Annotated in this window: 19 protein-coding genes and 1 riboswitch; of the genes, 6 read left to right on the forward strand and 13 right to left on the reverse strand. The window is 73.0% G+C overall.

Translation table 11 applies throughout. The annotated features are described in order from the left end of the window. Positions 1–27: 27 nt before the first annotated feature. Entirely contained in the window at positions 28–462 is a 435-nt protein-coding gene (locus tag ACFVYK_RS11125) for a DUF1992 domain-containing protein (protein WP_389771491.1), read from the reverse strand. A 117-nt stretch (positions 463–579) separates the two neighbouring features. Between ACFVYK_RS11125 and ACFVYK_RS11130 the strand changes: the two genes are divergently transcribed. Beyond that, entirely contained in the window at positions 580–966 is a 387-nt protein-coding gene (locus ACFVYK_RS11130; protein ID WP_389771494.1) for a hypothetical protein, read from the forward strand. A 40-nt stretch (positions 967–1,006) separates the two neighbouring features. Here ACFVYK_RS11130 and ACFVYK_RS11135 read toward each other — a convergent pair whose 3' ends face one another. Continuing rightward, positions 1,007–1,678, reverse strand: coding sequence for an O-methyltransferase (locus tag ACFVYK_RS11135; protein ID WP_389771497.1), 672 nt, complete (start codon positions 1,676–1,678; stop codon positions 1,007–1,009). A gap of 654 nt (positions 1,679–2,332) precedes the next feature. Between ACFVYK_RS11135 and ACFVYK_RS11140 the strand changes: the two genes are divergently transcribed. Both ACFVYK_RS11140 and ACFVYK_RS11145 read left to right on the forward strand, forming a co-directional pair. Then, on the forward strand, positions 2,333–4,390 hold the full coding sequence (locus ACFVYK_RS11140; RefSeq protein WP_389771499.1) for a bifunctional glycosyltransferase 87/phosphatase PAP2 family protein: 2,058 nt from the start codon (positions 2,333–2,335) through the stop codon (positions 4,388–4,390). A gap of 170 nt (positions 4,391–4,560) precedes the next feature. After that, positions 4,561–4,971 carry a hypothetical protein gene (locus ACFVYK_RS11145; protein ID WP_389771502.1) on the forward strand — a complete coding sequence of 137 codons (411 nt, stop codon included), beginning with the start codon at positions 4,561–4,563 and terminating at the stop codon, positions 4,969–4,971. Here the strand turns inward: ACFVYK_RS11145 and ACFVYK_RS11150 are convergent. Both ACFVYK_RS11150 and ACFVYK_RS11155 read right to left on the reverse strand, forming a co-directional pair. Further along, the gene (locus ACFVYK_RS11150) at positions 4,906–6,033 is read right to left on the reverse strand and encodes an acyltransferase family protein (RefSeq protein ID WP_389771505.1); all 1,128 of its coding nucleotides are present in this window, start codon (positions 6,031–6,033) and stop codon (positions 4,906–4,908) included. The two genes, ACFVYK_RS11145 and ACFVYK_RS11150, sit on opposite strands and share 66 nt — an antisense overlap. 31 nt (positions 6,034–6,064) lie before the next feature. Then, positions 6,065–6,523, reverse strand: a complete 459-nt coding sequence (locus ACFVYK_RS11155; protein WP_389771508.1) for an ATP-binding protein — start codon at positions 6,521–6,523, stop codon at positions 6,065–6,067. Between the two features lie 75 nt (positions 6,524–6,598). Here ACFVYK_RS11155 and ACFVYK_RS11160 point away from each other — a divergent pair, with 75 nt between their 5' ends. Continuing rightward, positions 6,599–7,450, forward strand: coding sequence for a helix-turn-helix domain-containing protein (locus tag ACFVYK_RS11160; protein WP_389771511.1), 852 nt, complete (start codon positions 6,599–6,601; stop codon positions 7,448–7,450). Then, on the forward strand, positions 7,407–7,613 hold the full coding sequence (locus tag ACFVYK_RS11165) for a DUF397 domain-containing protein (RefSeq protein ID WP_389771514.1): 207 nt from the start codon (positions 7,407–7,409) through the stop codon (positions 7,611–7,613). The genes ACFVYK_RS11160 and ACFVYK_RS11165 overlap by 44 nt, the downstream gene beginning before the upstream one ends. Here the strand turns inward: ACFVYK_RS11165 and ACFVYK_RS11170 are convergent. Further along, complete coding sequence (locus ACFVYK_RS11170; protein WP_389771517.1) at positions 7,597–8,766, reverse strand: steroid 3-ketoacyl-CoA thiolase; 1,170 nt, start codon at positions 8,764–8,766, stop codon at positions 7,597–7,599. The two genes, ACFVYK_RS11165 and ACFVYK_RS11170, sit on opposite strands and share 17 nt — an antisense overlap. A 159-nt stretch (positions 8,767–8,925) precedes the next feature. On the opposite strand from ACFVYK_RS11170, the gene ACFVYK_RS11175 reads away from it, so the two are divergent. Next, positions 8,926–10,164: a cytochrome P450 gene (locus ACFVYK_RS11175; RefSeq protein ID WP_389771520.1), complete on the forward strand. Its 1,239-nt coding sequence runs from the start codon at positions 8,926–8,928 to the stop codon at positions 10,162–10,164. A 24-nt stretch (positions 10,165–10,188) separates the two neighbouring features. Here the strand turns inward: ACFVYK_RS11175 and ACFVYK_RS11180 are convergent, their stop codons facing one another. From ACFVYK_RS11180 to ACFVYK_RS11215, 8 genes are all read right to left on the reverse strand, one after another. Next, on the reverse strand, positions 10,189–10,890 hold the full coding sequence (locus tag ACFVYK_RS11180) for a YoaK family protein (RefSeq protein WP_389771523.1): 702 nt from the start codon (positions 10,888–10,890) through the stop codon (positions 10,189–10,191). 121 nt (positions 10,891–11,011) lie between these two features. After that, positions 11,012–11,434, reverse strand: a complete 423-nt coding sequence (locus ACFVYK_RS11185; RefSeq protein WP_389771526.1) for a transglycosylase SLT domain-containing protein — start codon at positions 11,432–11,434, stop codon at positions 11,012–11,014. A gap of 334 nt (positions 11,435–11,768) precedes the next feature. Next, positions 11,769–12,695 carry an ECF transporter S component gene (locus ACFVYK_RS11190; protein WP_389771529.1) on the reverse strand — a complete coding sequence of 309 codons (927 nt, stop codon included), beginning with the start codon at positions 12,693–12,695 and terminating at the stop codon, positions 11,769–11,771. Then, positions 12,692–14,830, reverse strand: coding sequence for an ATP-binding cassette domain-containing protein (locus tag ACFVYK_RS11195; protein WP_389771532.1), 2,139 nt, complete (start codon positions 14,828–14,830; stop codon positions 12,692–12,694). Before ACFVYK_RS11195 ends, ACFVYK_RS11190 begins: the two co-directional genes overlap by 4 nt. Continuing rightward, positions 14,827–15,900: a CbiQ family ECF transporter T component gene (locus tag ACFVYK_RS11200; protein ID WP_389771534.1), complete on the reverse strand. Its 1,074-nt coding sequence runs from the start codon at positions 15,898–15,900 to the stop codon at positions 14,827–14,829. Before ACFVYK_RS11200 ends, ACFVYK_RS11195 begins: the two co-directional genes overlap by 4 nt. Continuing rightward, positions 15,893–16,579 carry an SCO2322 family protein gene (locus tag ACFVYK_RS11205; RefSeq protein ID WP_389771596.1) on the reverse strand — a complete coding sequence of 229 codons (687 nt, stop codon included), beginning with the start codon at positions 16,577–16,579 and terminating at the stop codon, positions 15,893–15,895. The genes ACFVYK_RS11200 and ACFVYK_RS11205 overlap by 8 nt, the downstream gene beginning before the upstream one ends. 71 nt (positions 16,580–16,650) lie before the next feature. Next, complete coding sequence (locus ACFVYK_RS11210; protein WP_389771537.1) at positions 16,651–17,916, reverse strand: prenyltransferase/squalene oxidase repeat-containing protein; 1,266 nt, start codon at positions 17,914–17,916, stop codon at positions 16,651–16,653. A 138-nt stretch (positions 17,917–18,054) separates the two neighbouring features. Beyond that, positions 18,055–18,105, reverse strand: a riboswitch (cobalamin riboswitch). Between the two features lie 147 nt (positions 18,106–18,252). Next, entirely contained in the window at positions 18,253–18,711 is a 459-nt protein-coding gene (locus ACFVYK_RS11215; protein ID WP_389771540.1) for a nuclear transport factor 2 family protein, read from the reverse strand. Positions 18,712–18,937 lie beyond the last annotated feature (226 nt).

Raw genomic sequence — 18,937 nt, forward strand, 5'->3', positions numbered from 1 at the left:
GCCGGTCTCCCGGACCGGTCGCGGCCCTCACGGGTCGGCCCGCCCGGCCGTCCCCCCGGCCGCCGCCCGGCGCTCCCGCCACTCCCGTACGACCGCTTCCACGTCGTACGGCTTCATGCCCAGCGGGGGCCCGGGCGGCGGCTTGAACATCATGTCGCGCAGCTTGACGTTGACGTCCGCGATGATCTTCCGGACGATGCGCTCCGAGGGCGCCGCGTACGCCGCCGCGAGGGCGTCCTCCGCCTCTTTGCGCAGGGCGAGCGTCGGTGGCAGGACGGAAAGGCCCTCACGGGCCATCTTGCGTCTGATCCACCACAGTTCGTCGTAGGGCGTCTCCATGTCGGCCGGCAACGGCTTGCCCACGCCCGGCAGTTGATCGAACTCGCCGCGCCGCTCCGCGTCCCGGATCTGCTTGTCCACCCAGGACTCGAACGGGACGCCCGGTGGCTTTCGCTCGGTCATGCGTCCATTGTGCCGGACGCGATGTGCCCGGGCGATTTATCATGCGGCCGCTGCACAAACACATTCGGGACCCAGGACGCCGACAGGCATGCCGAGGGAATCTCAAGGGGAGCGCACGTGCTCGAACTGACCATGGCCACCGTCTCCGGGACGGAAGAGGGCGCCACGGCCGGCATGCTCATGGCCGACTCGCCCAGCGACCCGGGCGCCGTGCTGCGGGTGGGCAGGGACAAGTCCGTGTGCCGTCTCGCCACCCCCGAGGACTGGCTGTTCGTGTCGCGCGTCCACCTGGAGTTCCTGTGCGGGCCCGACGGCGCCTGGCAGGTCTCCTGGCTGCGCGGCTCGCAGGACGAGCCGTCCTCCGAGGTGCGGCTGGTGATCGGGCAGTACACCCAGCCGCTGGTGTACGGCGGCACCCTGCCGCTGGCGGGCTCCGGCGAGATCATCGTGTTCGACCGCACCGGCCCGCGCAGCGTCAACGTGGGCTTCTACCTGGAGGCTTGAGCGTCGGACGGGTCAGGGCAGTCGGAACCGGCCGCCGGCCCTAGGCCAGGACGCGGACCAGCGCGAAACCGTCGTAGCCCTTGGCCCCCACCGTCTGGACGGCGGTGCCGCTGAGCCTCGGGTGCGCGCCGATCAGCTCGATCGCGGCGCGGGTGCCGAGCACGTCCGCCGCGTCGCTGTCCGCGTCCACCACCCGGCCGCCCCGTACGACGTTGTCGACGACGATCAGACTGCCCACGCTCGTGAGCTTCAGCGCCCACTCCAGGTAAGAGGCGTTGTTGGCCTTGTCGGCGTCGATGAAGACCAGGTCGAACGGGGGCGGGTTCTCGTCGGCCAGCAGGGGCAGCGACTCCAGGGCCGCGCCGATCCGCACCTCGACCAGCTTGTCGAGGCCCGCGCGGGCGATGTTGCGGTTGGCGACCTCCGCGTGCCGGGGGTCGTACTCCAGGGAGACCAGACGGCCGTCGGCGGGCAGCGCGCGGGCCAGCCAGATCGTGCTGTAGCCGCCGAGCGTGCCGATCTCCAGGATCGACCGGGCTCCCTGGATCTCGGCGAGCAGCTGGAGGAGCTTGCCCTGGTTCGCCGTGACGCTGATCGGCGGCAGGCCGGCGGCCTCGCTGTCCCGCAACGCGGCGGCCGTGATCTCGTCGTCCGGGGCGAGGTGGTCGGTGAAGTAGGCGTCGACGGCGTCCCACGCCTGCGACTCGCTCATGCGTTCTGCCTCTCGTGTCCTGATCGTGTCCTGAGGTGTCGGCCGTTCCGGTCGTGGGTCGTTCCCGTGGCGCCGGCCGTCCCGTTCGCGTCTGTCGGCATCTCTTGTTAGGCATGCTAACTAGTCACGTCAACGGCACGCGGGGCACAGGGGTTCCTTCCGGGCGTATCGCACGGCCTCCAGGGGGCTGAATTCAGCCGTTCGGCCGAAGGAGCGCGGACGGCGACGCGGAGGGCCGCCGCGGCGGCGGGCGGCCGCGACGCGCCGTCGGTCGCCACCGGCAGCACGCCCGCGAAACCCGTGCGCCTGGCTGCTCCCGGCCCGTCCGCCGTACGCGCGGGAGACGCGCCATACCCCGTGTCCCCTGCACTGCGCCTCCCGCACTTCCCGTACACCCCACTGGACACATGGTGCGAACGACGGTACGGCGCAGGGGCGGATCCCGGGCGCGCCGCGGCCCACATCCCGCCGCGGGCGTAAACGGACCCTCTCGGTACGGACTATCGTCTTCCGGACAAAAGGTGGGCGGACGTCAGATGAAGCCCGGACGGCCCGCGTCTGTTGCCGGAGAAGGCGCGAGCCCCATCGGCGGGTGCGTCCGGGAGGCCCGATGCGGGAAACGCGTGGCACGAACGAGGCGGAGGCCGACGAGGCGTGGCGAATGCGGAGCACAGCGGGCGGCCGGCGGAGACCTTCGGGGAGACGGGGGCCGACACGGCGAGAGCGCGCCTGCGAGCCGCCCGCCTCGGCCTCTGGCTCGTAGCGGCGGTCCTCGCCGTGCGCCAGGCGGCCGCCGTCCTCGGCACCCCCCGCGGAGAACGGCTGACGGACCTGGGGACCTGGGTGGGACCCGGCGGCGTGCTGCACGTCAACGGTTCGCTCTACGCGTCGGACCGGTTCACCGGCACGCCCTTCACCGGACTGGTCCTCAAGCCCCTCACCCGGGCGGCCGAACAGGCCCTCGGCTGGGGCTGGACCTTCGGCACCCTGCTGCTGGTGGCCGCGCTCGCCGTGGTCATGGCCCGGGCTCTGCCGCAGCCGGTCGGCAGACGGACGGCGCTGCTGGCCGCGCCCGTCGCGAGCTGTCTGCTGACGCTCTCGCTGCCGGTGCGCAACACGCTCTGGCTCGGCCAGACCAGCATTTTGCCCGTCCTGCTCGTCCTCCTCGGCTGCTTCGTCGCACGGGACTGGCGGACCGCCGGCGCCCTGATCGGCGTCGCCGCCGCCCTCCAGCCCACCGTGCTCCTCTTCACCGCCCTGCTGTGGCTCACCGGCCGCCGCCGGACCGCGGCGGCCGCCGGCGCGACCTTCGCCGGCGGCACGGCGCTCGCCTGGGCCGCGATGCCGCACGACTCGTCCACCTACTGGGTGCACCACCTGGCGGGCGTCGGGCTCGGCGGCGAGGCCGACGCCCTCGCCAACCAGTCCCTGCACGGCGCCCTGCTCCGCCTCGGCCTCTCCGGCCCGCTGGAGATCGGCGTGTTCCTGTCGCTGGGCGCGGCCGTCGCCGTCCTCGGCGTCCACCGGGCGGTCCGTCACGCCCGGGACGGTCAACTGCTGCTCGCGGTCGCCGTGACCGGCTGCGCGGCGATCGTCGTCTCGCCCACCACCTGGCAGCACCAACTGCTGTGGGTCCTGCCGGCGGCCGTCGGCCGGGTCGGCAAGCGCGCCTGCGACCGCTACGTCTGGCCGGTGGCGGTCGTCGTGGTGACGACCCTCCCGGCCACGATGCTGCTGCCGCACATGGCGTTCCTCCACCCGCTGCGCGACAACGCGGTGCTGCTGGTCGCGCTCGCCGCGGCGACCGTCGTGCCGTTCCTGCCGCGGACGTCCCCCCACTACCGGACGCCGGTTCCGGCGGAGTGCGCCGAGCCGGTCCCCGCGCGCTGGAGGCACGTGCCGCTGCTGCCGTTCCTCAGGCGCGTGCCGACCCGCCCGAACCTGTTACTGGAACTTCTGCTGCTGCGCGTCACGTACGCCGCCTACCAGCAGGTCCGGCTGGCGGCGACGGGCGGCACCAACTCCGGCGGCCGGCCCCGGGCGGAGGCGCACGGCCGTGACGTCCTCGCCCTCGAACGTTTCCTGCACATCGACGTCGAACGCGCCGTCAACCACTGGGTGGTCGGCGTCACCTGGCTGCGCGACTTCTTCGACTTCTACTACGGGTCCCTCCACTTCGTGGTCCCGCTGACCGTTCTCGGCGTCCTGTACCGGCGCCGCCCGGTCGACTACCGCTGGGCCCGCTCGTCCCTGGGCTTCGCGACCCTCCTGGCGCTGGTCGGCTTCTGGCTCTACCCGCTGGCCCCGCCCCGCCTGCTGCCGAGCCTGGGCGTCATCGACACGGTCCACGGAGTCCAGGACTTCTCCAAGCCGGACTACGGCACGCTCACCTCGCTGACCAACCAGTACGCGGCGATGCCGTCCCTGCACTTCGGCTGGTCCCTGTGGTGCGGCCTGGTCATCGCGATCGTCGCGCGCACCTGGTGGATGAGGTCCCTGGGCCTGCTGCACCCGCTCTGCACGGTGTCCGCCATCGTGGCCACCGGCAACCACTGGGTCCTGGACGCGGTCGGCGGCGCGGCGGTGGTGTGCGCGGGCTTCGGGCTGTCGTACGTCCTGATGGGCCCCCGGGCCCGGTCCGCCACGCCGGCCGTGACGCTGACGACGACGGCGTCGTCGCGGGCACGGGAGAAGAACCCGGCACCGAACTGAGCCTGCCCCGGCGTGCGGTTCGACAGCCGATGCCGGGGAGGCGAGCCCCAGGAAGAGCGAGCATGGGAGGGGCACCACGGCACGGGGAATCACGGCACGGGGGAGCCACGGCACGGGGAATCACGGGATGGGGGAATCACGGGATGGGCGCGAACGCCGGTGCGAGGTTCATGCGAGGGGGGCCGTTCCACTGGCTGACGCTCTCGGCCCTGTCGTGCGGGGCGCTGTTCGTCACGTGGCTCTGGGGAGCCTGGTCCGGCGGCCTCGACGTGGCGGAGACCTGCACGCTCCGGGAGGGCCAGGAGTACGACGACGTCTACCGCGCGGAGCACTGGCGCGAGCCCTCGCAGGTCTTCCCGCTGCACAACAGGTGCAACGCTTCCTACGACCTCGTCCCGGCCTGGGTCAACCCCACGCTGGTCCTCCTCGCGCTGCTCGCCGCGGGCTCCCTGGTCATCGGCGTGAACCTGCTGGTCGTCGTCCTCTGGAGGACGTTCGGCGGTCGCCGCGGCCGCTCAGGCGGGCGTCCGAAGCCGCCGTGCCGGGGCGTCCCGGGACGGCGCGACCACCAGACCCCGTAGCCGCCGCTCGGCCGGACGCTCGACGCAGTGGTACGCGAGGGCGGCGAAGGCCTGGCTGACGATCAGCACACCCGCCCAGAACACGAGCGTCTCGCCCCCGGTCGCGGGCTTGCCCCACTCGAACACCGCCATCCGGAGCACGATCTCGTGCAGGAGATACCAGGCGAACGACCAGTGCCCCAGCCTGATCGCCCAGGCTCCGCCCAGTGCGGTCCGCCGGCCGTCGAGATCGGCCCGGGCGGCGGCGGCGATCAGCGCCGCGAAAAGCGGCGCGGACAGCAACTGCGAGGCGGAGTACGGGCTGTACCAGACAGAGTCCGGCACCGCGTTCGACCAGGGAATCAGCGCCAGATGCCAGGCGACGACGAGTCCGACGGACACCGGCAGCGACACGGGAGGCCGCCAACCGCGCTTCAGCGCCAGCCCGGTCACCACGCCCAGCACGAACTGCAGTGAACGGGTCAACGGCAGATAGTCGAGTGCCCAGGCGCGGGTGGCGGGCGGCAGCCCTGACAGCCCGACCCACAGCAGCACCGCGCCGCAGCCCGCCCCGGCCGCCGTCCACGCCCACGCCCTGCCCCGCCGCCCCGCGAGCAGCGCCAGCAGCACGGGAAAGATCAGATAGAACCAGCCCTCGTCACTGAGCGACCAGGCGGCCGGGTTCCCTCCCTTGAAGATGACCGGCTGCGGGAACCACGCGTGCACCAGCAGCAGAGTCGCGGCGACGGCCTTGAGGGAGACGGCCTGGTCCATGAGGAGCCGCCACACCGCGACGGACGCCGCGACGCTGACGGCGAGCATGGGCCAGATCCGCGCGAAGCGCCGCCAGAGGAACACCCGGACGGCGACACCCGAACCGTCATAGGTCCAGGCCAGCACGGCCCCCGACAGCACGAAGAAGAACGTGACCCCGCTACGCCCGTACCAAACGGCGTCACTGACCCCCGGCACGGTCCCGACCTGCCGTGACAGGTGGTACAGCACGACGAGCAGGGCCGCCCAGAACCGAAGCCCGGTGAGGGAGGGCAACCGGTCACGGCCGGAGGCCGGTATGAGGGTCACGGTGGATCCTTCACGGTCGAAAGGCGCGAGACTAACACTGCGAGCCGGCGGCGCCGATGTCGTCCTGGGTGCGGGGAGCGCCGTGCTCGAACCACACCGTCTTCCCGCCCTCGGGGGCCGGCGTCACGCCCCAATCGTCGACCAGGGCGTCCAGGAGGAGCAGGCCTCGGCCGTTCTCCGACTCCGGCCGCAAGGCCGCCGGAGTGGGGAGCAGCCGGCCGTAGCCGTCCGTCACCTCCGCCCTGACTCCCGCCGTCTGCCTGAGCAGCAGCAGCGTGCAGCGACGGTCCGGGGCGTGCCGGACCACGTTGGCGATCAGTTCCGTCAGCGCCAGTTGCACCGTGTCCGTCAGTTCCTCCAGCTCCCAGGAGGCCAGGAGCCGGCGGGCGATCCCGCGGATGTGGCGGGCCGAGTGGGCGTCGACGGTCAGGGTCATGCGGTACTGGGTGGGGACCGGGGACGCGTAGACCGAGGGGAAGTATCCGTTCACGGTTCGAGGGTGACCTGGCTCGACTACGCTCGGCTACGCTGTGAATACAACCCGTTGTGCCGTGGGAGGGCCTGCGTGAGCCACATCAACATCCTTGATCCCGGAGCCTCGCCGCTCGACTACTACGGATTCGAGCTGCGGCGCATGCGGGAAGCGGCCGGGCTCACACAGCGGCAGCTCGGGGACATCCTCAATTACACCGGCTCGCTGGTTGGGCAGGTGGAGACCGCGAGGAAGGTTCCCACCCCCGAGTTCAGCGAGCGGGTGGACGCGGCCCTGGGGACCGGTGGGTTGTTCTCGCGGCTCGTGGAACTCGTCCTTCGCAGTCAACTTCCCGCCTGGTTCCGGCAGGTCGCCGAGTTGGAGGCGCGGGCCGTCGAGATCTGCACCTTTCAGACCCACATGGTGCATGGGCTGGTGCAGGCCCCCGCTTACGCGCGTGCCGTCCTGGGGGTGCTTTACAAGGACCACCTCGACGACCGCACCGCCGTCCGGCTCGCCCGTCAGCGCATCCTCAAGAAAGGGGAACCGCCGGTCTTCTGGCTGGTGTTGAGCGAGGCCGCGCTGCTGCAGGAGATCGGCGGCCCGGCCGTCATGCGGGAACAACTCGCCCACTTGTTGGCCTTCGACGGCGATCCCCGGATCAACGTGCAGGTGCTGCCGTTCGCCGCCGGTGCGCACCCTGGCACGCAAGGCTCGTTCAACATCTACCGCTTCACTGCTGACCCGGCCATCGTCTATACCGAGGGGTATGGCATCGGCTATCCGAGCGCGAACCCGGACGCCGTCAAGGACTGTTCACTCCGTTACGATCATCTCCGGGCTGCCGCTCTCTCCCTCAAGGATTCGGCGGAGCTGATCCGGCGAGTGATGGAGGAGCGCTATGGGGAGCAACGACGTGACTCTGACGGGGATCCAGTGGCGTAAGTCCAGTTACAGCGGCGACCAGGGCGGCGATTGTGTCGAGGTCGCCGAGACTCCCGCCGCCGTCATCGCCGTCCGTGATTCCAAGAACCCGGCGGGCCCGGTCCTCGCCGTGGGGCCCGCCGCGTTCTCGACCTTCCTCCGCTGGACTACAGCCGCTGGATGATCGTGCCCGTCGCCAGTGCGCCGCCCGCGCACATGGTGATCAGGGCGAACTCCTTGTCGGTGCGCTCCAGTTCGTGGAGGGCCGTGGTGATCAGGCGGGCCCCCGTCGCGCCGACCGGGTGGCCGAGGGCGATCGCGCCGCCGTTGACGTTGACCTTGGACAGGTCCGTCTCGAAGACCTTCGTCCAGCTCAGCACCACCGACGCGAATGCCTCGTTGATCTCGACGAGGTCGATGTCCTTCAGGGTCATGCCCGCCTTGCCGAGGACGGCGTGTGTCGCGTCGATCGGGCCGTCCAGGTGGAAGCGGGGGTTCGCGCCCACCAGGGCCTGGGCCACGATCCGTGCCCTCGGCTTCAGCTTCAGGGCCTTCGCCATCCGCTTCGACGCCCACATGATCGCCGCCGCGCCGTCCGAGATCTGCGACGAGTTGCCGGCCGTGTGGATCGCCGTCGGCATCACCGGCTTCAGGCCCGCCAGGGCTTCGGGAGAGGTGTCGCGCAGGCCCTCGTCGCGGTCGACCAGGCGCCACATGCCCTGGCCCGCCGCCTGCTCGTCCTCCGTGGTGGGGACCTGGACCGCGAACGTCTCGCGCTTGAAGCGCTCCTCGGACCAGGCCGTCGCCGCCCGGTTCTGGGAGAGGAGGCCGAGGGCGTCCACGTCCTCACGCGTCAGGCCGCGGCGGCGGGCGATGCGTTCCGCCGCCTCGAACTGGTTGGGGAGGTCCACGTTCCACTCGTCCGGGAACGGTTTGCCCGGGCCGTGCTTCGAGCCCGAGCCGAGGGGGACGCGGCTCATCGCCTCGACGCCGCAGCTGATGCCGACGTCGATGACGCCCGCCGCGATCATGTTCGCCGTCATGTGCGAGGCCTGCTGGGAGGAGCCGCACTGGCAGTCGACGGTCGTCGCCGCCGTCTCGTAGGGGAGGCCCACGGTCAGCCAGGCCGTCCTCGCGGGGTTCATGGACTGCTCGCCGGCGTGGGTCACCGTGCCGCCGACGATCTGTTCGACCGCGTCGGCCGGGATGCCGGTGCGGCCGAGGAGCTCGCGGTAGGTCTCGCCCAGGAGGTAGGCGGGGTGCAGGTTGGCGAGCGCGCCGCCGCGCTTGCCGATGGGGGTGCGGACTGCTTCCACGATCACGGGTTCGGCGGCCATGGGTGCGGATCCCTTCGGAACTAGTACGTGTTCTAGTTCTGCTCCCTGCAGTCTGCTGACGTGATGTGGGTCACCGCAAGGGTCTTGCAGGCTCAAGGCTCCTGAACTACCTTCACCGCAATCTATTTCTGATGGCCCGTCAGATGTCTGGAGCCGCCGATGCCCTGTTCAGCGCTTCCCGACGGGTTCGACTTCACCGACCCCGACCTGCTGCAACACCACGTGCCCCTGCCGGAGTTCGCCGCGCTGCGGCAGGCCGAACCCGTCCGCTGGATCCCGCAGACGGGCAATGCCGCCGGCTTCCAGGACGACGGCTACTGGGCCGTGACCCGGCACGCGGACGTCCGGTACGTGTCCACGCACCCCGAGATCTTCTCGTCGTACCTCAACACCGCGATCATCCGGTTCAACGAGCACATCGAGCGCGCCTCGATCGACGCCCAGCGGTTCATCCTGCTGAACATGGATCCGCCCGAGCACACCCGCGTGCGGCAGATCGTGCAGCGGGGGTTCACGCCGAGGGCGATCCGCGGGCTGGAGGAGCGGTTGCGGGCGCGGGCCACCGCCATCGTCGCACGGGCCCGCGAGGAAGGCGGCGGTTCCTTCGACTTCGTGACGTCGGTCGCCTCGGAGCTGCCTCTGCAGGCCATCGCGGAGCTGATCGGCGTCCCGCAGGACGATCGCGCCAAGATCTTCGACTGGTCCAACAAGATGATCGCGTACGACGACCCCGAGTACGCAGTCGCCCCCGAGGTCGGCCGGCAGTCCGCCGCCGAGATCCTCGCGTACGCCATGGGCATGGCCGCCGAGCGCAAGCAGTGCCCCGCTCAGGACATCGTCTCCACGCTCGTGGCCGCCGAGAACGAGGGCAATCTCAACTCCGACGAGTTCGGCTTCTTCGTGCTGATGCTCGCCGTCGCCGGGAACGAGACGACCCGCAACGCCACCACCCACGGCATGCACGCCTTCCTCACCCATCCCGAGCAGTGGGAGCTGTACAAGCGCGAGCGGCCCGGCACCGCCGCCGAGGAGATCGTGCGGTGGGCCACGCCGGTGGTCGCCTTCCAGCGGACCGCCACCCAGGACACCGAGCTCGGCGGCAAGCTGATCAGGAAGGGGGACCGGGTCGGGATGTTCTACGCCTCCGCCAACCGCGATCCCGAGGTGTTCGACGACCCCGACTCCTTCGACGTCACCCGGGACCCCAATCCGCACCTCGGGTTCGGCGGCGGCGGACCCCACTTCTGTCTGGGGAAGTCCCTCGCGGTGCTGGAGATCAACCTCATCTTCAACGCCATCGCCGACGCCATGCCCGGCCTGAGGCTTCTCGAGGACCCGCGCCGGCTGCGGTCCGCCTGGATCAACGGGGTGAAGGAGCTGCGGGTCGGCACGGGGTGACCGGCGTGAACGCAGGGGACCGCGTCAGTCCCTGCCGGACGCGGTGAACGCCAGGACCGCCGGCGTCGCCGCCGCCAGCAGCAGGGGAACCGCCAGATGGTGGTGGAGGACCAGCACCGCGCCCAGGACCGCGCCCGCGAACATGGAGGCCACGGCCGCCGTGCGGCGCGGGGACCGCCGGCGCGTGCCGTCGCCCGCCCAGGACTCGGCGGCCAGGCCGGCCAGGGTCATTGTCACGACGGTGGTCGTGGTGAGGCCGTGGACCGCCAGCTTGCGGACCGTCGCGTTGCGCAGCCCCATCGCGAAGGCGGTCAGAGCGATGATCGTGTAGACGGCGGCCGGGGCGTGGTCCGGGGTGGCGGACGCCACGGCCGCCGCGGCGGCCAGCAGGAGGGCCTCGACGCCCAGGGTCAGCCGGGCCAGGCCGCGGCGCGAGCCCGCTCTCGCGTGCCGCGTCACCCGGCCGCCGGTCGTGGCGCCCATCAGGAAGCAGACGAGCGAGGTCGCCGTGTGGGGGACCGAGAAGCCCGGCGCTCCGGCGGCGGCGAACGCGAGGACGACGACGTTGCCGGTCATGTTGGCGGTGAAGACGTGCCCCAGGCCGAGATAGGTCACCGCGTCGATCAGACCGCTCATGGCGGTCAGGGCGAGGAGGGCGGGGACCAGGCGCAGGCCGCGGGCTTCCGGATCCCGCGGCGGCTCGGTCGGTTGCTCGGTGCCGGTCATCCGCTCAGTGCAGCACGGCAAGGTGAGGAAACGCCGAAAGCGGCGGCCCCGGGGATCGGGGGCCGCCGCCTACGGCGCGCTGAACGCGCGTTCCGGGGAGCTCGCTGAGCTCGGGGCCGGCTCAGTACCAGCCGTTGGCCTGCCAGAAGTTCCAGGCGCCGACGGGGCTGCCGTAACGGGAGTTCATGTAGTCGAGACCCCACTTGATCTGGGTCTTGGCGTTGGTCTTCCAGTCGGAGCCGGCCGCGGCCATCTTGGAGCCGGGGAGGGCCTGGACGAGGCCGTAGGCGCCGGAGGAGGCGTTGGTGGCGTCGACGTCCCAGCCGCTCTCGTGCTTCACGATGTTGGCGAAGGCGTTGTACTGGGCCGCGTTCGGGATCATCTTGTGCGCGATCGCCTGGGCCTGGGCGGCCGAAGGCGTGGACGTCGTCGCCGCGTGGGCGGGGGCCGCGGACAGAGCCATGCCCGCGGTGGCGGCGGCCACGGCGATGCCGGTGAGGGCCTTCTTCGGGGAGGCGATGCGACGGATGACGGAGACGGACACGGAGAACCTTTTCTTCGGGGACGTTGTGGTCGCCTGCATGCCGGAGTCACGCGGTGCGTGGCCGCTCCGCGTGAGGTGCGGTGGTGGCTTGCATGCCGTGGGGCCGAGGCCGTGAGGCTCGTCGGCGCCGTGCGACGTCATCCAGAGAAACAGGCTCCGGGCCTGTCCGTAAAGACCCCTTTTGCTAGTTGTGGCCGTACCCGGGGGGAAGGTGGAGGGTGTGACCTGACTCTCAATGTGCAGGTCAGAGGCCGTTATGGCATGGGCATGGCGTCCTATTTGTCCAACTAGTTGGGTTAGTAGGTGATCTGAGTCATGTGGGGTGGTTCACCGATCAACGGTCCTTCGGAGGGCTCTCGGCGGCCTCGAAAGTGACGGCCGTCTCGAAGGCCGCCCGCCGCGTGGCTCTGCGTAGCGCCTTGAGCACCGCCGGGCCGAGGGTGAGCGTCAGCAGCACCGTCACCAGCGCCCGCCCCAGATCCCAGCCCAGCGACGTCGCCGCGCAGTACGCGACGAACCGGGCCAGGTTCGCCGGGACCGTCCCGTCCGGGTCGAAGGCCACCCCCGAGGCCAGCGCGCCCATGAAGGGCCAGCCGGCCATGTTCATCGCCGTGCCGTAGGCGAAGGCGGCCAGGAAGCCGTACCCCGCCAGCAGAGCCCGCTCGGCGCCGCCGCGCAGCCGCTCCGGGCCCGGCAGCAGGCCCGCCCCCATCGTGAACCAGCCCATCGCCAGCATCTGGAACGGCATCCACGGGCCGACCCCGCCCGTGAGCAGGGCGGACGCGAACATCGTGATCGAGCCGAGGACGAACCCGAAGCCCGGACCCAGGACCCGGCCGCTCAGCACCATCAGGAAGAACATGGGCTCGATGCCCGCCGTCCCCGCGCCGATCGGACGCAGCGCCGCGCCCGTCGCCGCCAGCACGCCGAGCATCGCCACCGCCTTCGCGCCGAGACCGGACTCCGAGATCGTCGCCGCCACGACCGCGACCAGCAGCACCAGCAGGCCCGCGAAGAGCCAGGGCGCATCCTGCGCGTGGGCGTTCAGGGCGGAGGAGGGCGGGGCCAGGAAGGGCCAACCGAACGCGATCACTCCCACCGCGCTGACCAGCGTCAACGCGACCAGCGAGCGGGGGCCGAGTCGCACGGGACGCGGGCCGGGCCGCAGGGGGCGTGGGCCGGGCCGCAGGGGGCGCGGGCCCGGGGACAGGAGGCGGGGGCCGAGTCGTGCCAAGCGGCGGCGCGGTCGCGGCGTCGTCATCGCAGCGCCCTCCTCACCTGCGCGACGGTGAGCCACTTCTGCGGCGCGAGGATCTTCGTCACCTGCGGGGCGAAGGACGGGGACGAGACCACCACCTCCGCCGTGGGACCGTCGGCGATCACCTCGCCCTCCGCCAGCAGCACCACCCGATGAGCCAGTTCCGCGGCGAGTTCCACGTCGTGCGTGGCCAGCACGATCGCGTGCCCGGCCGCGGCCAGCCCGCGCAGGACGGCGACCAGGCGGCCCTTCGCCGCGTAGTCCAGGCCGCGGGTGGGCTCGTCGAGCAGGAGCAGCGGCGGCCGGGCGGTGAGGACGACGGCCAGCGCGAGCGAGAGCCGCTGCCCCTCGGACAGGTCGCGGGGGTGGGTGTCGTCCGCGATGCCGGGGAGCAGGTCGGACACCAGAGCGCGGCAGGCGCCTGGCGCGGCCTGCGCGTCCCGGTCGGCGGCCGCGCACTCGGCGGCGACCGTGTCGGCGTAGAGCAGGTCGCGCGGCTCCTGCGGGACCAGGCCGACGCGGCGGACCAGATCGCGCGGCGAGGTGCGGTGCGGGACCGCGCCGCCCACCCGCACGGCGCCGGCGGACGGCGCGACCAGGCCGACGAACGTGTTGAGCAGCGTCGACTTCCCGGCGCCGTTGCGTCCCATCAGGGCGACGGTCTCACCGGGCGCGACGATGAGGTCGACGTCACGCAAGGCCTGGACGCCCCCGCGCCGGACGGCGAGCGACCGGGCCTCGACGGGCGGCGCGGAGAGGGAGGGGGCGGTGGGGGAGAGGACGGTGGGGGAGGCCGCGGCGGAGACGACGGCCCGGGCGGAGCGAGGGCGGCGGAAGAGACGGCGGGTTGGGGGGACGGCCGCCGGAGCGGGTGTCCCGGCGACCCCTGCCGGGGTGGCTGGGGCGGTTGGGGCGGTTGGGGCGGGTGTTCCGGCGTCCCCTGCTGGGGTGGCCGGGGTGGGTGTTCCGGCGTCCCTTGCCGGGGTGGCCGGGGCGGTTGGGGTGGGTGTTCCGGCGTCCCCTGCCGGGGTGGCTGGGGTGGGTGTTCCGGCGTCCCCTGCTGGGGTGGCCGGGGTGGCTGGGGCGGGTGTTCCGGCGTGCCCTGCCGGGGTGGCCGGGGCGGGTGCGGGCCCCGGTGCCGGGACCCCAACCGGGACCGGAACCGGGGCCGACGACGCCGCCGACGCCGGCGCCGGCGCGGGGCGATCGTGGTCCGGCGAGCCGCCGCGCGGGTCCCCGAGCGCTTCCTCCGCCTCAGCTGCGGCCCTGGCTTCCCGTGCTTCAGTTACGCGCTGGTCTTCGATAACCCCCCGGGCTTCCCGTCCGGCGAGGCGTTCCCGCAGGTCGGCCGCCCTTCGCCGGGCGTCGCGCACCGTCAGCGGCAGCGGGGACCAGCCTGCGAGCCGGCCCAGGTCCACCACCGGCGGGAACACCGGGGAGACGGCCATGACGTCCGCCGGGGCCCCGAGCAGCGGGGCCGCCCCGGGGGAGGGCAGCAGCGCGACCTGGTCGGCGTACTGCAGGACGCGTTCCAGGCGGTGCTCGGCCAGCAGCACCGTCGTCCCGAGGTCGTGCACCAGCCGCAGGAGGACGGCGAGGACCTCCTCCGCGGCCGCCGGGTCGAGCGCCGACGTCGGCTCGTCCAGGACGAGCACCCGCGGGTGCGGAGTGAGGACCGAACCGATCGCGACCCGCTGCTGCTGGCCGCCCGACAGGGTGGCGAGGGGACGGTCGCGCAGCCCGGCCAGGCCGAGCAGGTCGAGGGTCTCCTCGACACGGCGGCGCATCACCGCCGGCGGCAGGCCCAACGACTCCATGCCGTAGGCGAGTTCCTCCTCGACCGTGTCCGTCACGAAGTGCGACAGTGGGTCCTGGCCCACCGTCCCCACGACGTCGGCGAGCTCCCGCGGCTTGTGGGTGCGGGTGTCGCGGCCGGCGACCGTGACGCGGCCGCGCAGGAGGCCGCCGGTGAAGTGCGGGACGAGCCCGCTCACCGCGCCGAGCAGGGTGGACTTGCCCACCCCCGACGGACCCGCCAGCAGCACCAGTTCGCCCTCGGGGACGGTGAAGTCGACGTCTCTGAGCGTCGGTTCGGCGGTGCCGTCGTACGTCACGGAGACGTTCTCGAAGCGGATCACGACGGCTCCTTGTGCACGAACGCGGGCAGCAGGGCGAGGAGGACCGCCGCCGCCGGCCACAGGGGGAGGGCCGGGGCGGTCAACGGGACCACCCCGGGGTTCAGGGCCGCCGGGTCGGCCGACGCGGCCATGATGAGCAGTGCCGCGACCGCGACGCCGGAGGCTGCGGTCAGCCAGGCCCGCGGGGTCCAGCGGTCCGGACGGTAACGGGTGCGCGCAGAGCGGCGACCGCCCAGCCGCAGCCCGGCGAGCGCCGCGACCACCCCGGCGAGCAGCACCGGCAGGCCGTAGACGCCGCCGGCTGCGGTGAGCAGGCCGTAGGTTCCCGCGCAGACGCCGAGCAGGCCGCCCAGCGTGAGGGCGGCGGTCGTGCGGCGTACGGCGGCGGGGACGTCGGCGGTACGGCCGTAGCCCCGCGCGTCCATCGCGGCGGCCAGGGCGACGGAGCGCTCCAGGGCGCCCTCCAGCACCGGCAGGCCCACCTGGAGAAGGCCGCGCAGACCCCGGTCCGGCCGGCCCCGCAGCCGGCGGGCGGCGCGCAGACGGTGGACGTCCGCGATGAGGTTCGGGGCGAAGGTGAGCGCCACGACCACCGCCACCCCCGTCTCGTACAGGGCGCCCGGGAGCGTCTTCAACAGACGGGAGGGGGCGGCCAGCGCGTTCGCGGCGCCGACGCACACGAGGAGGGTGGCCAGTCGCAGACCGTCGTACGACGCGAAGAGCAGGCCCTCGGCCGTGACCGCGCCGCCCAGCCGGATGCCCTGCGCCCAGTGCGGCAGCGGGACCTCGGGCAGCGTGATCAGCACATGCGTCCCGGGGATCGGCGAGCCCAGCGCGACCACGAAGACGAGCCGGACGACGAGGACGGCGAGGGCCAGCTTGAGGAACGCGGAGTAGGAACGGGCCCAGGGGGTGTCGGGGCGGCACACGGTGACCACGTACGCGGAGGCGGTGAGCAGCAGGCCCAGCAGGAGCGGGTTGGTGGTGCGGGTGGCGGCCGTGCCGAGGCCGAGGGCCCACAACCACCAGGCGCCGGGGTGCAGGTGCGGCCGGGAGCGGCGGTCAGCCATTCCGGCGCCGCCGCGCCTGCCACACCGCGGCCGCGCCCAGCACCGCCACCGCCGCCCCGCCCGCGTACAGGCCCACCGACGGCCCCCCGCCCTTCCCGTCCCCGCTGCTGTTCGCGTCGCTGTTCCCGTTTCCGGTCTCCTGCGCCGTCGTCGGCCGCGGGGTGCGCGTGCCGTCCGTCGACACCTGCTCGCCGCAGCCCTTCTCCGGATATCCGGCGATCGCGCACAGCAGGGCGTTGGTGTCGTAGCGCAGCGGCTCGGCGACCGCAGCGAGCGCCTCGGCCGTCGTCGCCTCGGGGGCGATCCGGGCGCACGCCGTGCGGGGCGAGGGCGACGGCGGGGTCCGGCCGTCCGGGGCGTCCGCCGCCGTGCCGAAGTCGATGACCAGGGCCACCCGCTTCGTGCCGTCCCGCGGGGGCGTCTTCGCGCAGATCGCCGCGAAGGAGGCGGCGCCGCGCGGCTGCGTCGCGTCCTGCGAGTCCTCGCTCACCGCGAACCGGAAGCCCTCGACGTCCCCGTCGGCGGGGCGGGCCGTGGACGGGCCCTGGGACGCGTAGGTCCAGTGGTCGCCGGCGCGGTCCCAGAACGACCAGTAGCGATACCCGGCGGCCTGGGCCGGGCCCGCCGCGCCGGTCAGCGCCAGCGCCAGGGCGGACAGGGCGGTGAGGACGACGGCCAGGGCCCGGGCGCGGGTACGGGCGGGGGCGTCAGCGGGGACGCGGGCAGGGGTGCGTACGGCGGGCCGGTGCGTCACGGCCGGCGCTTCCTGCCGCGGCCGCTGATCAGGAAGCCGATGCCGACGCCGACCACGAGGAAGACGCCGATGACCAGCCAGAGGCTGTAACTCGGGCCCGAGTCGTCGGAGTCGGCCTTCTTCGAGTCGCCTGCCTTCCCCGGGTCCGCCGAGGCGGTCGCGTCGCCGGCCCGGGCGGCGGCCCGCGGGGCCGGACCCGTCGCGTTCAGCTGGGCGACCAGGTCCGTGCCGCCGAAGGCGTGCGGATCGGCGCCCATGGCGTGCGCCGCGAAGACCAGTTGGGCGTAGGCGGCGGGACCGCTCTGCTTCGCCCAGCCCGCGGCGTTCCGCTCCAGCCAGGCCAGCGGCTTCTTCGCCTGCTCGGTCCACCCGAGGGCGGCGAGGGCGACCACCGCGTCGGCGGTGTTGCCGTAGTCCGGCTGGTCCGACGCGCCGGGCAGGACCGACTTCAGGTATCCGTCCTCGGCGACCGCTCCGGCGAGGTGGGCCGCGCCGTTGCGGGCCAGCTGCTCCGGGGTGAGCGAGGCGGAGGAGCCGGCGCAGGCACGGTCGCCCTGCGGCGCCTTCCCGGCCGTCGTCACGAACCCCTTGCCGAGGGCGCCGAGGACGCCCGCCGCCGTCGCGTCCGCGTTGGCCGCGAGGCCGCCCTTCTTGTCCGGCTGGTACGCGAACGCGCCGCCGCCCGGCCGGCCGCAGGGTATGGAGAGCCGGCGAAGGGCGTCGTAGGGCGACTTCCCGGCCTTCCGCACTTCCGCCGGCCGCTGTCCGGCCGCCACGAGCGCCCCGGCCACGACGGACGTCGAGTTCGCGTCGCCGGCCCCGCCGGGGAAGTAGCCCCAGCCGCCGTCGGCGTTCTGCACCGACTTCAGCCAGTCGACCGCCTTCTGCGTCTCGGCCCGGTGCCCGCCGAGCGCGGCCAGCGCCTGGACGGCCGCCGCCGTGCTGTTGGTGTCCACCGTCAGGTTGGCGTCGCACGGCTTGGCGGTGTCGGCGCGGAAGGCGGCGAAGGAGCCGTTCGCGCACTGCTGCCCGGCCAGCCAGGTCACCGCCTCGTCGGCCGGGGCGACGCCCAGGGTGTGCTGCGCGAGCAGGGCCAGCGACTGGCGCCAGACGCCGTCGTAGGTCGGGTCGCCGGTCCCGTACAGCCCGGCGGGCCTCGCCGTCGACGGGGTGGGGGACGCGGTGGCGGCCACGGCGGGGACGGCGGCGCCCAGCACGACGGTGGCGGCGGCCAGGGCCGCGGCGCTACGGCGGACGTTCATGATCGGCGGATGCCTCTCCCTGTGGGGGAGCCGGGCAGCGCGGGGCGACCCCGGCGGCTCGGCTCCGTATGCCTCGACGGTGCCGTGCGACGGCCGACCTGCCGACGCACGTGAGCCGGTCACGGTCCCGAGCCAGGCGGTCCGGCTGTCAACGGTTGCGGGTCAGCGCCGGAATTGCACCGGCTTCCCCCAGTACGGGCGTGATGACGACGCGGCCACTCTACCGGCAGGTAAGCAGGCCTCCGCGGGCGGCTGTGGACGAGGGCGGTTGCCGCCGGTGCTCAGGCCGCCCCGCACCGTGCGGGCCTCAGCTGCCGGCCGCATCCGGGGGGCCGGTCAGGTCGTCGGCCGGTCCACCGCGCGAGGCGTCGGCCCGCCGAAGGCCAGGAACAGCACCCGCCGCTCCAACAGCCACGCGCCGCCGACCCGGCGGAACGTGTCCTCGTAGTGGCCGACCTGGACCGGAGGACCCGCGGGGACGATGCCGCCCTCGTACCCGTCGACCCGGTGCGTCGAGAAGTACGACGCGGCCGAGGCGGCGTCCGGCGCGGTCACCGTGACCAGGATGCAGTGCATCAGGCGCCGGGACAGCCGGTCCGCGGGACGCGCGCCGAAGTACTCGCGCAGCGCCGCCCGTCCCTCGACGAGCCGGTCGCCGGCCGGCCACGCCCAGCTGCCGTCCTCGGTGAACAACTCGGCGACGGTGGGCGGTTCGCCCAGGTCGAGACGGTGGACGAAGTCGACCACGAGCCGTTCGCAGGCGCGCTCGGCGAGCAGGCGATCGACGGGGTCCATGGCGGCCGGCGTGCGGTCCGACGGGTTCGACGAGTTCAACGAGTTCGACGAGTCCATGCGGCTGTCTAACAGGTGCGCCCGCCCGCCGGAGCGCGATCGGATTGATGGGACCGCTGGGGCCGCTGGGATCGATAGGGTCGATGAGGCCGACGGGACCGACCGGACCGCTGGGATCGGGGCCGAACGGATCGACGGGATCGATGGGATTGATGGGATTGATGGGATC

The sequence above is a fragment of the Streptomyces sp. NPDC058291 genome (genome assembly GCF_042880855.1).
Lineage (GTDB): Bacteria > Actinomycetota > Actinomycetes > Streptomycetales > Streptomycetaceae > Streptomyces.

Excerpts from the sequence above, each read along its gene's own strand:
- ACFVYK_RS11125 (WP_389771491.1), bottom strand. The coding sequence starts at position 462 with ATGACCGAGCGAAAGCCACCGGGCGTCCCGTTCGAGTCCTGGGTGGAC.
- ACFVYK_RS11135 (WP_389771497.1), bottom strand. The coding sequence starts at position 1,678 with ATGAGCGAGTCGCAGGCGTGGGACGCCGTCGACGCCTACTTCACCGAC.
- ACFVYK_RS11145 (WP_389771502.1), top strand. The coding sequence starts at position 4,561 with ATGCGAGGGGGGCCGTTCCACTGGCTGACGCTCTCGGCCCTGTCGTGC.
- ACFVYK_RS11165 (WP_389771514.1), top strand. The coding sequence starts at position 7,407 with ATGGGGAGCAACGACGTGACTCTGACGGGGATCCAGTGGCGTAAGTCC.
- ACFVYK_RS11170 (WP_389771517.1), bottom strand. The coding sequence starts at position 8,766 with ATGGCCGCCGAACCCGTGATCGTGGAAGCAGTCCGCACCCCCATCGGC.
- ACFVYK_RS11175 (WP_389771520.1), top strand. The coding sequence starts at position 8,926 with ATGCCCTGTTCAGCGCTTCCCGACGGGTTCGACTTCACCGACCCCGAC.
- ACFVYK_RS11180 (WP_389771523.1), bottom strand. The coding sequence starts at position 10,890 with ATGACCGGCACCGAGCAACCGACCGAGCCGCCGCGGGATCCGGAAGCC.
- ACFVYK_RS11190 (WP_389771529.1), bottom strand. The coding sequence starts at position 12,695 with ATGACGACGCCGCGACCGCGCCGCCGCTTGGCACGACTCGGCCCCCGC.
- ACFVYK_RS11200 (WP_389771534.1), bottom strand. The coding sequence starts at position 15,900 with ATGGCTGACCGCCGCTCCCGGCCGCACCTGCACCCCGGCGCCTGGTGG.
- ACFVYK_RS11210 (WP_389771537.1), bottom strand. The coding sequence starts at position 17,916 with ATGAACGTCCGCCGTAGCGCCGCGGCCCTGGCCGCCGCCACCGTCGTG.
- ACFVYK_RS11215 (WP_389771540.1), bottom strand. The coding sequence starts at position 18,711 with ATGGACCCCGTCGATCGCCTGCTCGCCGAGCGCGCCTGCGAACGGCTC.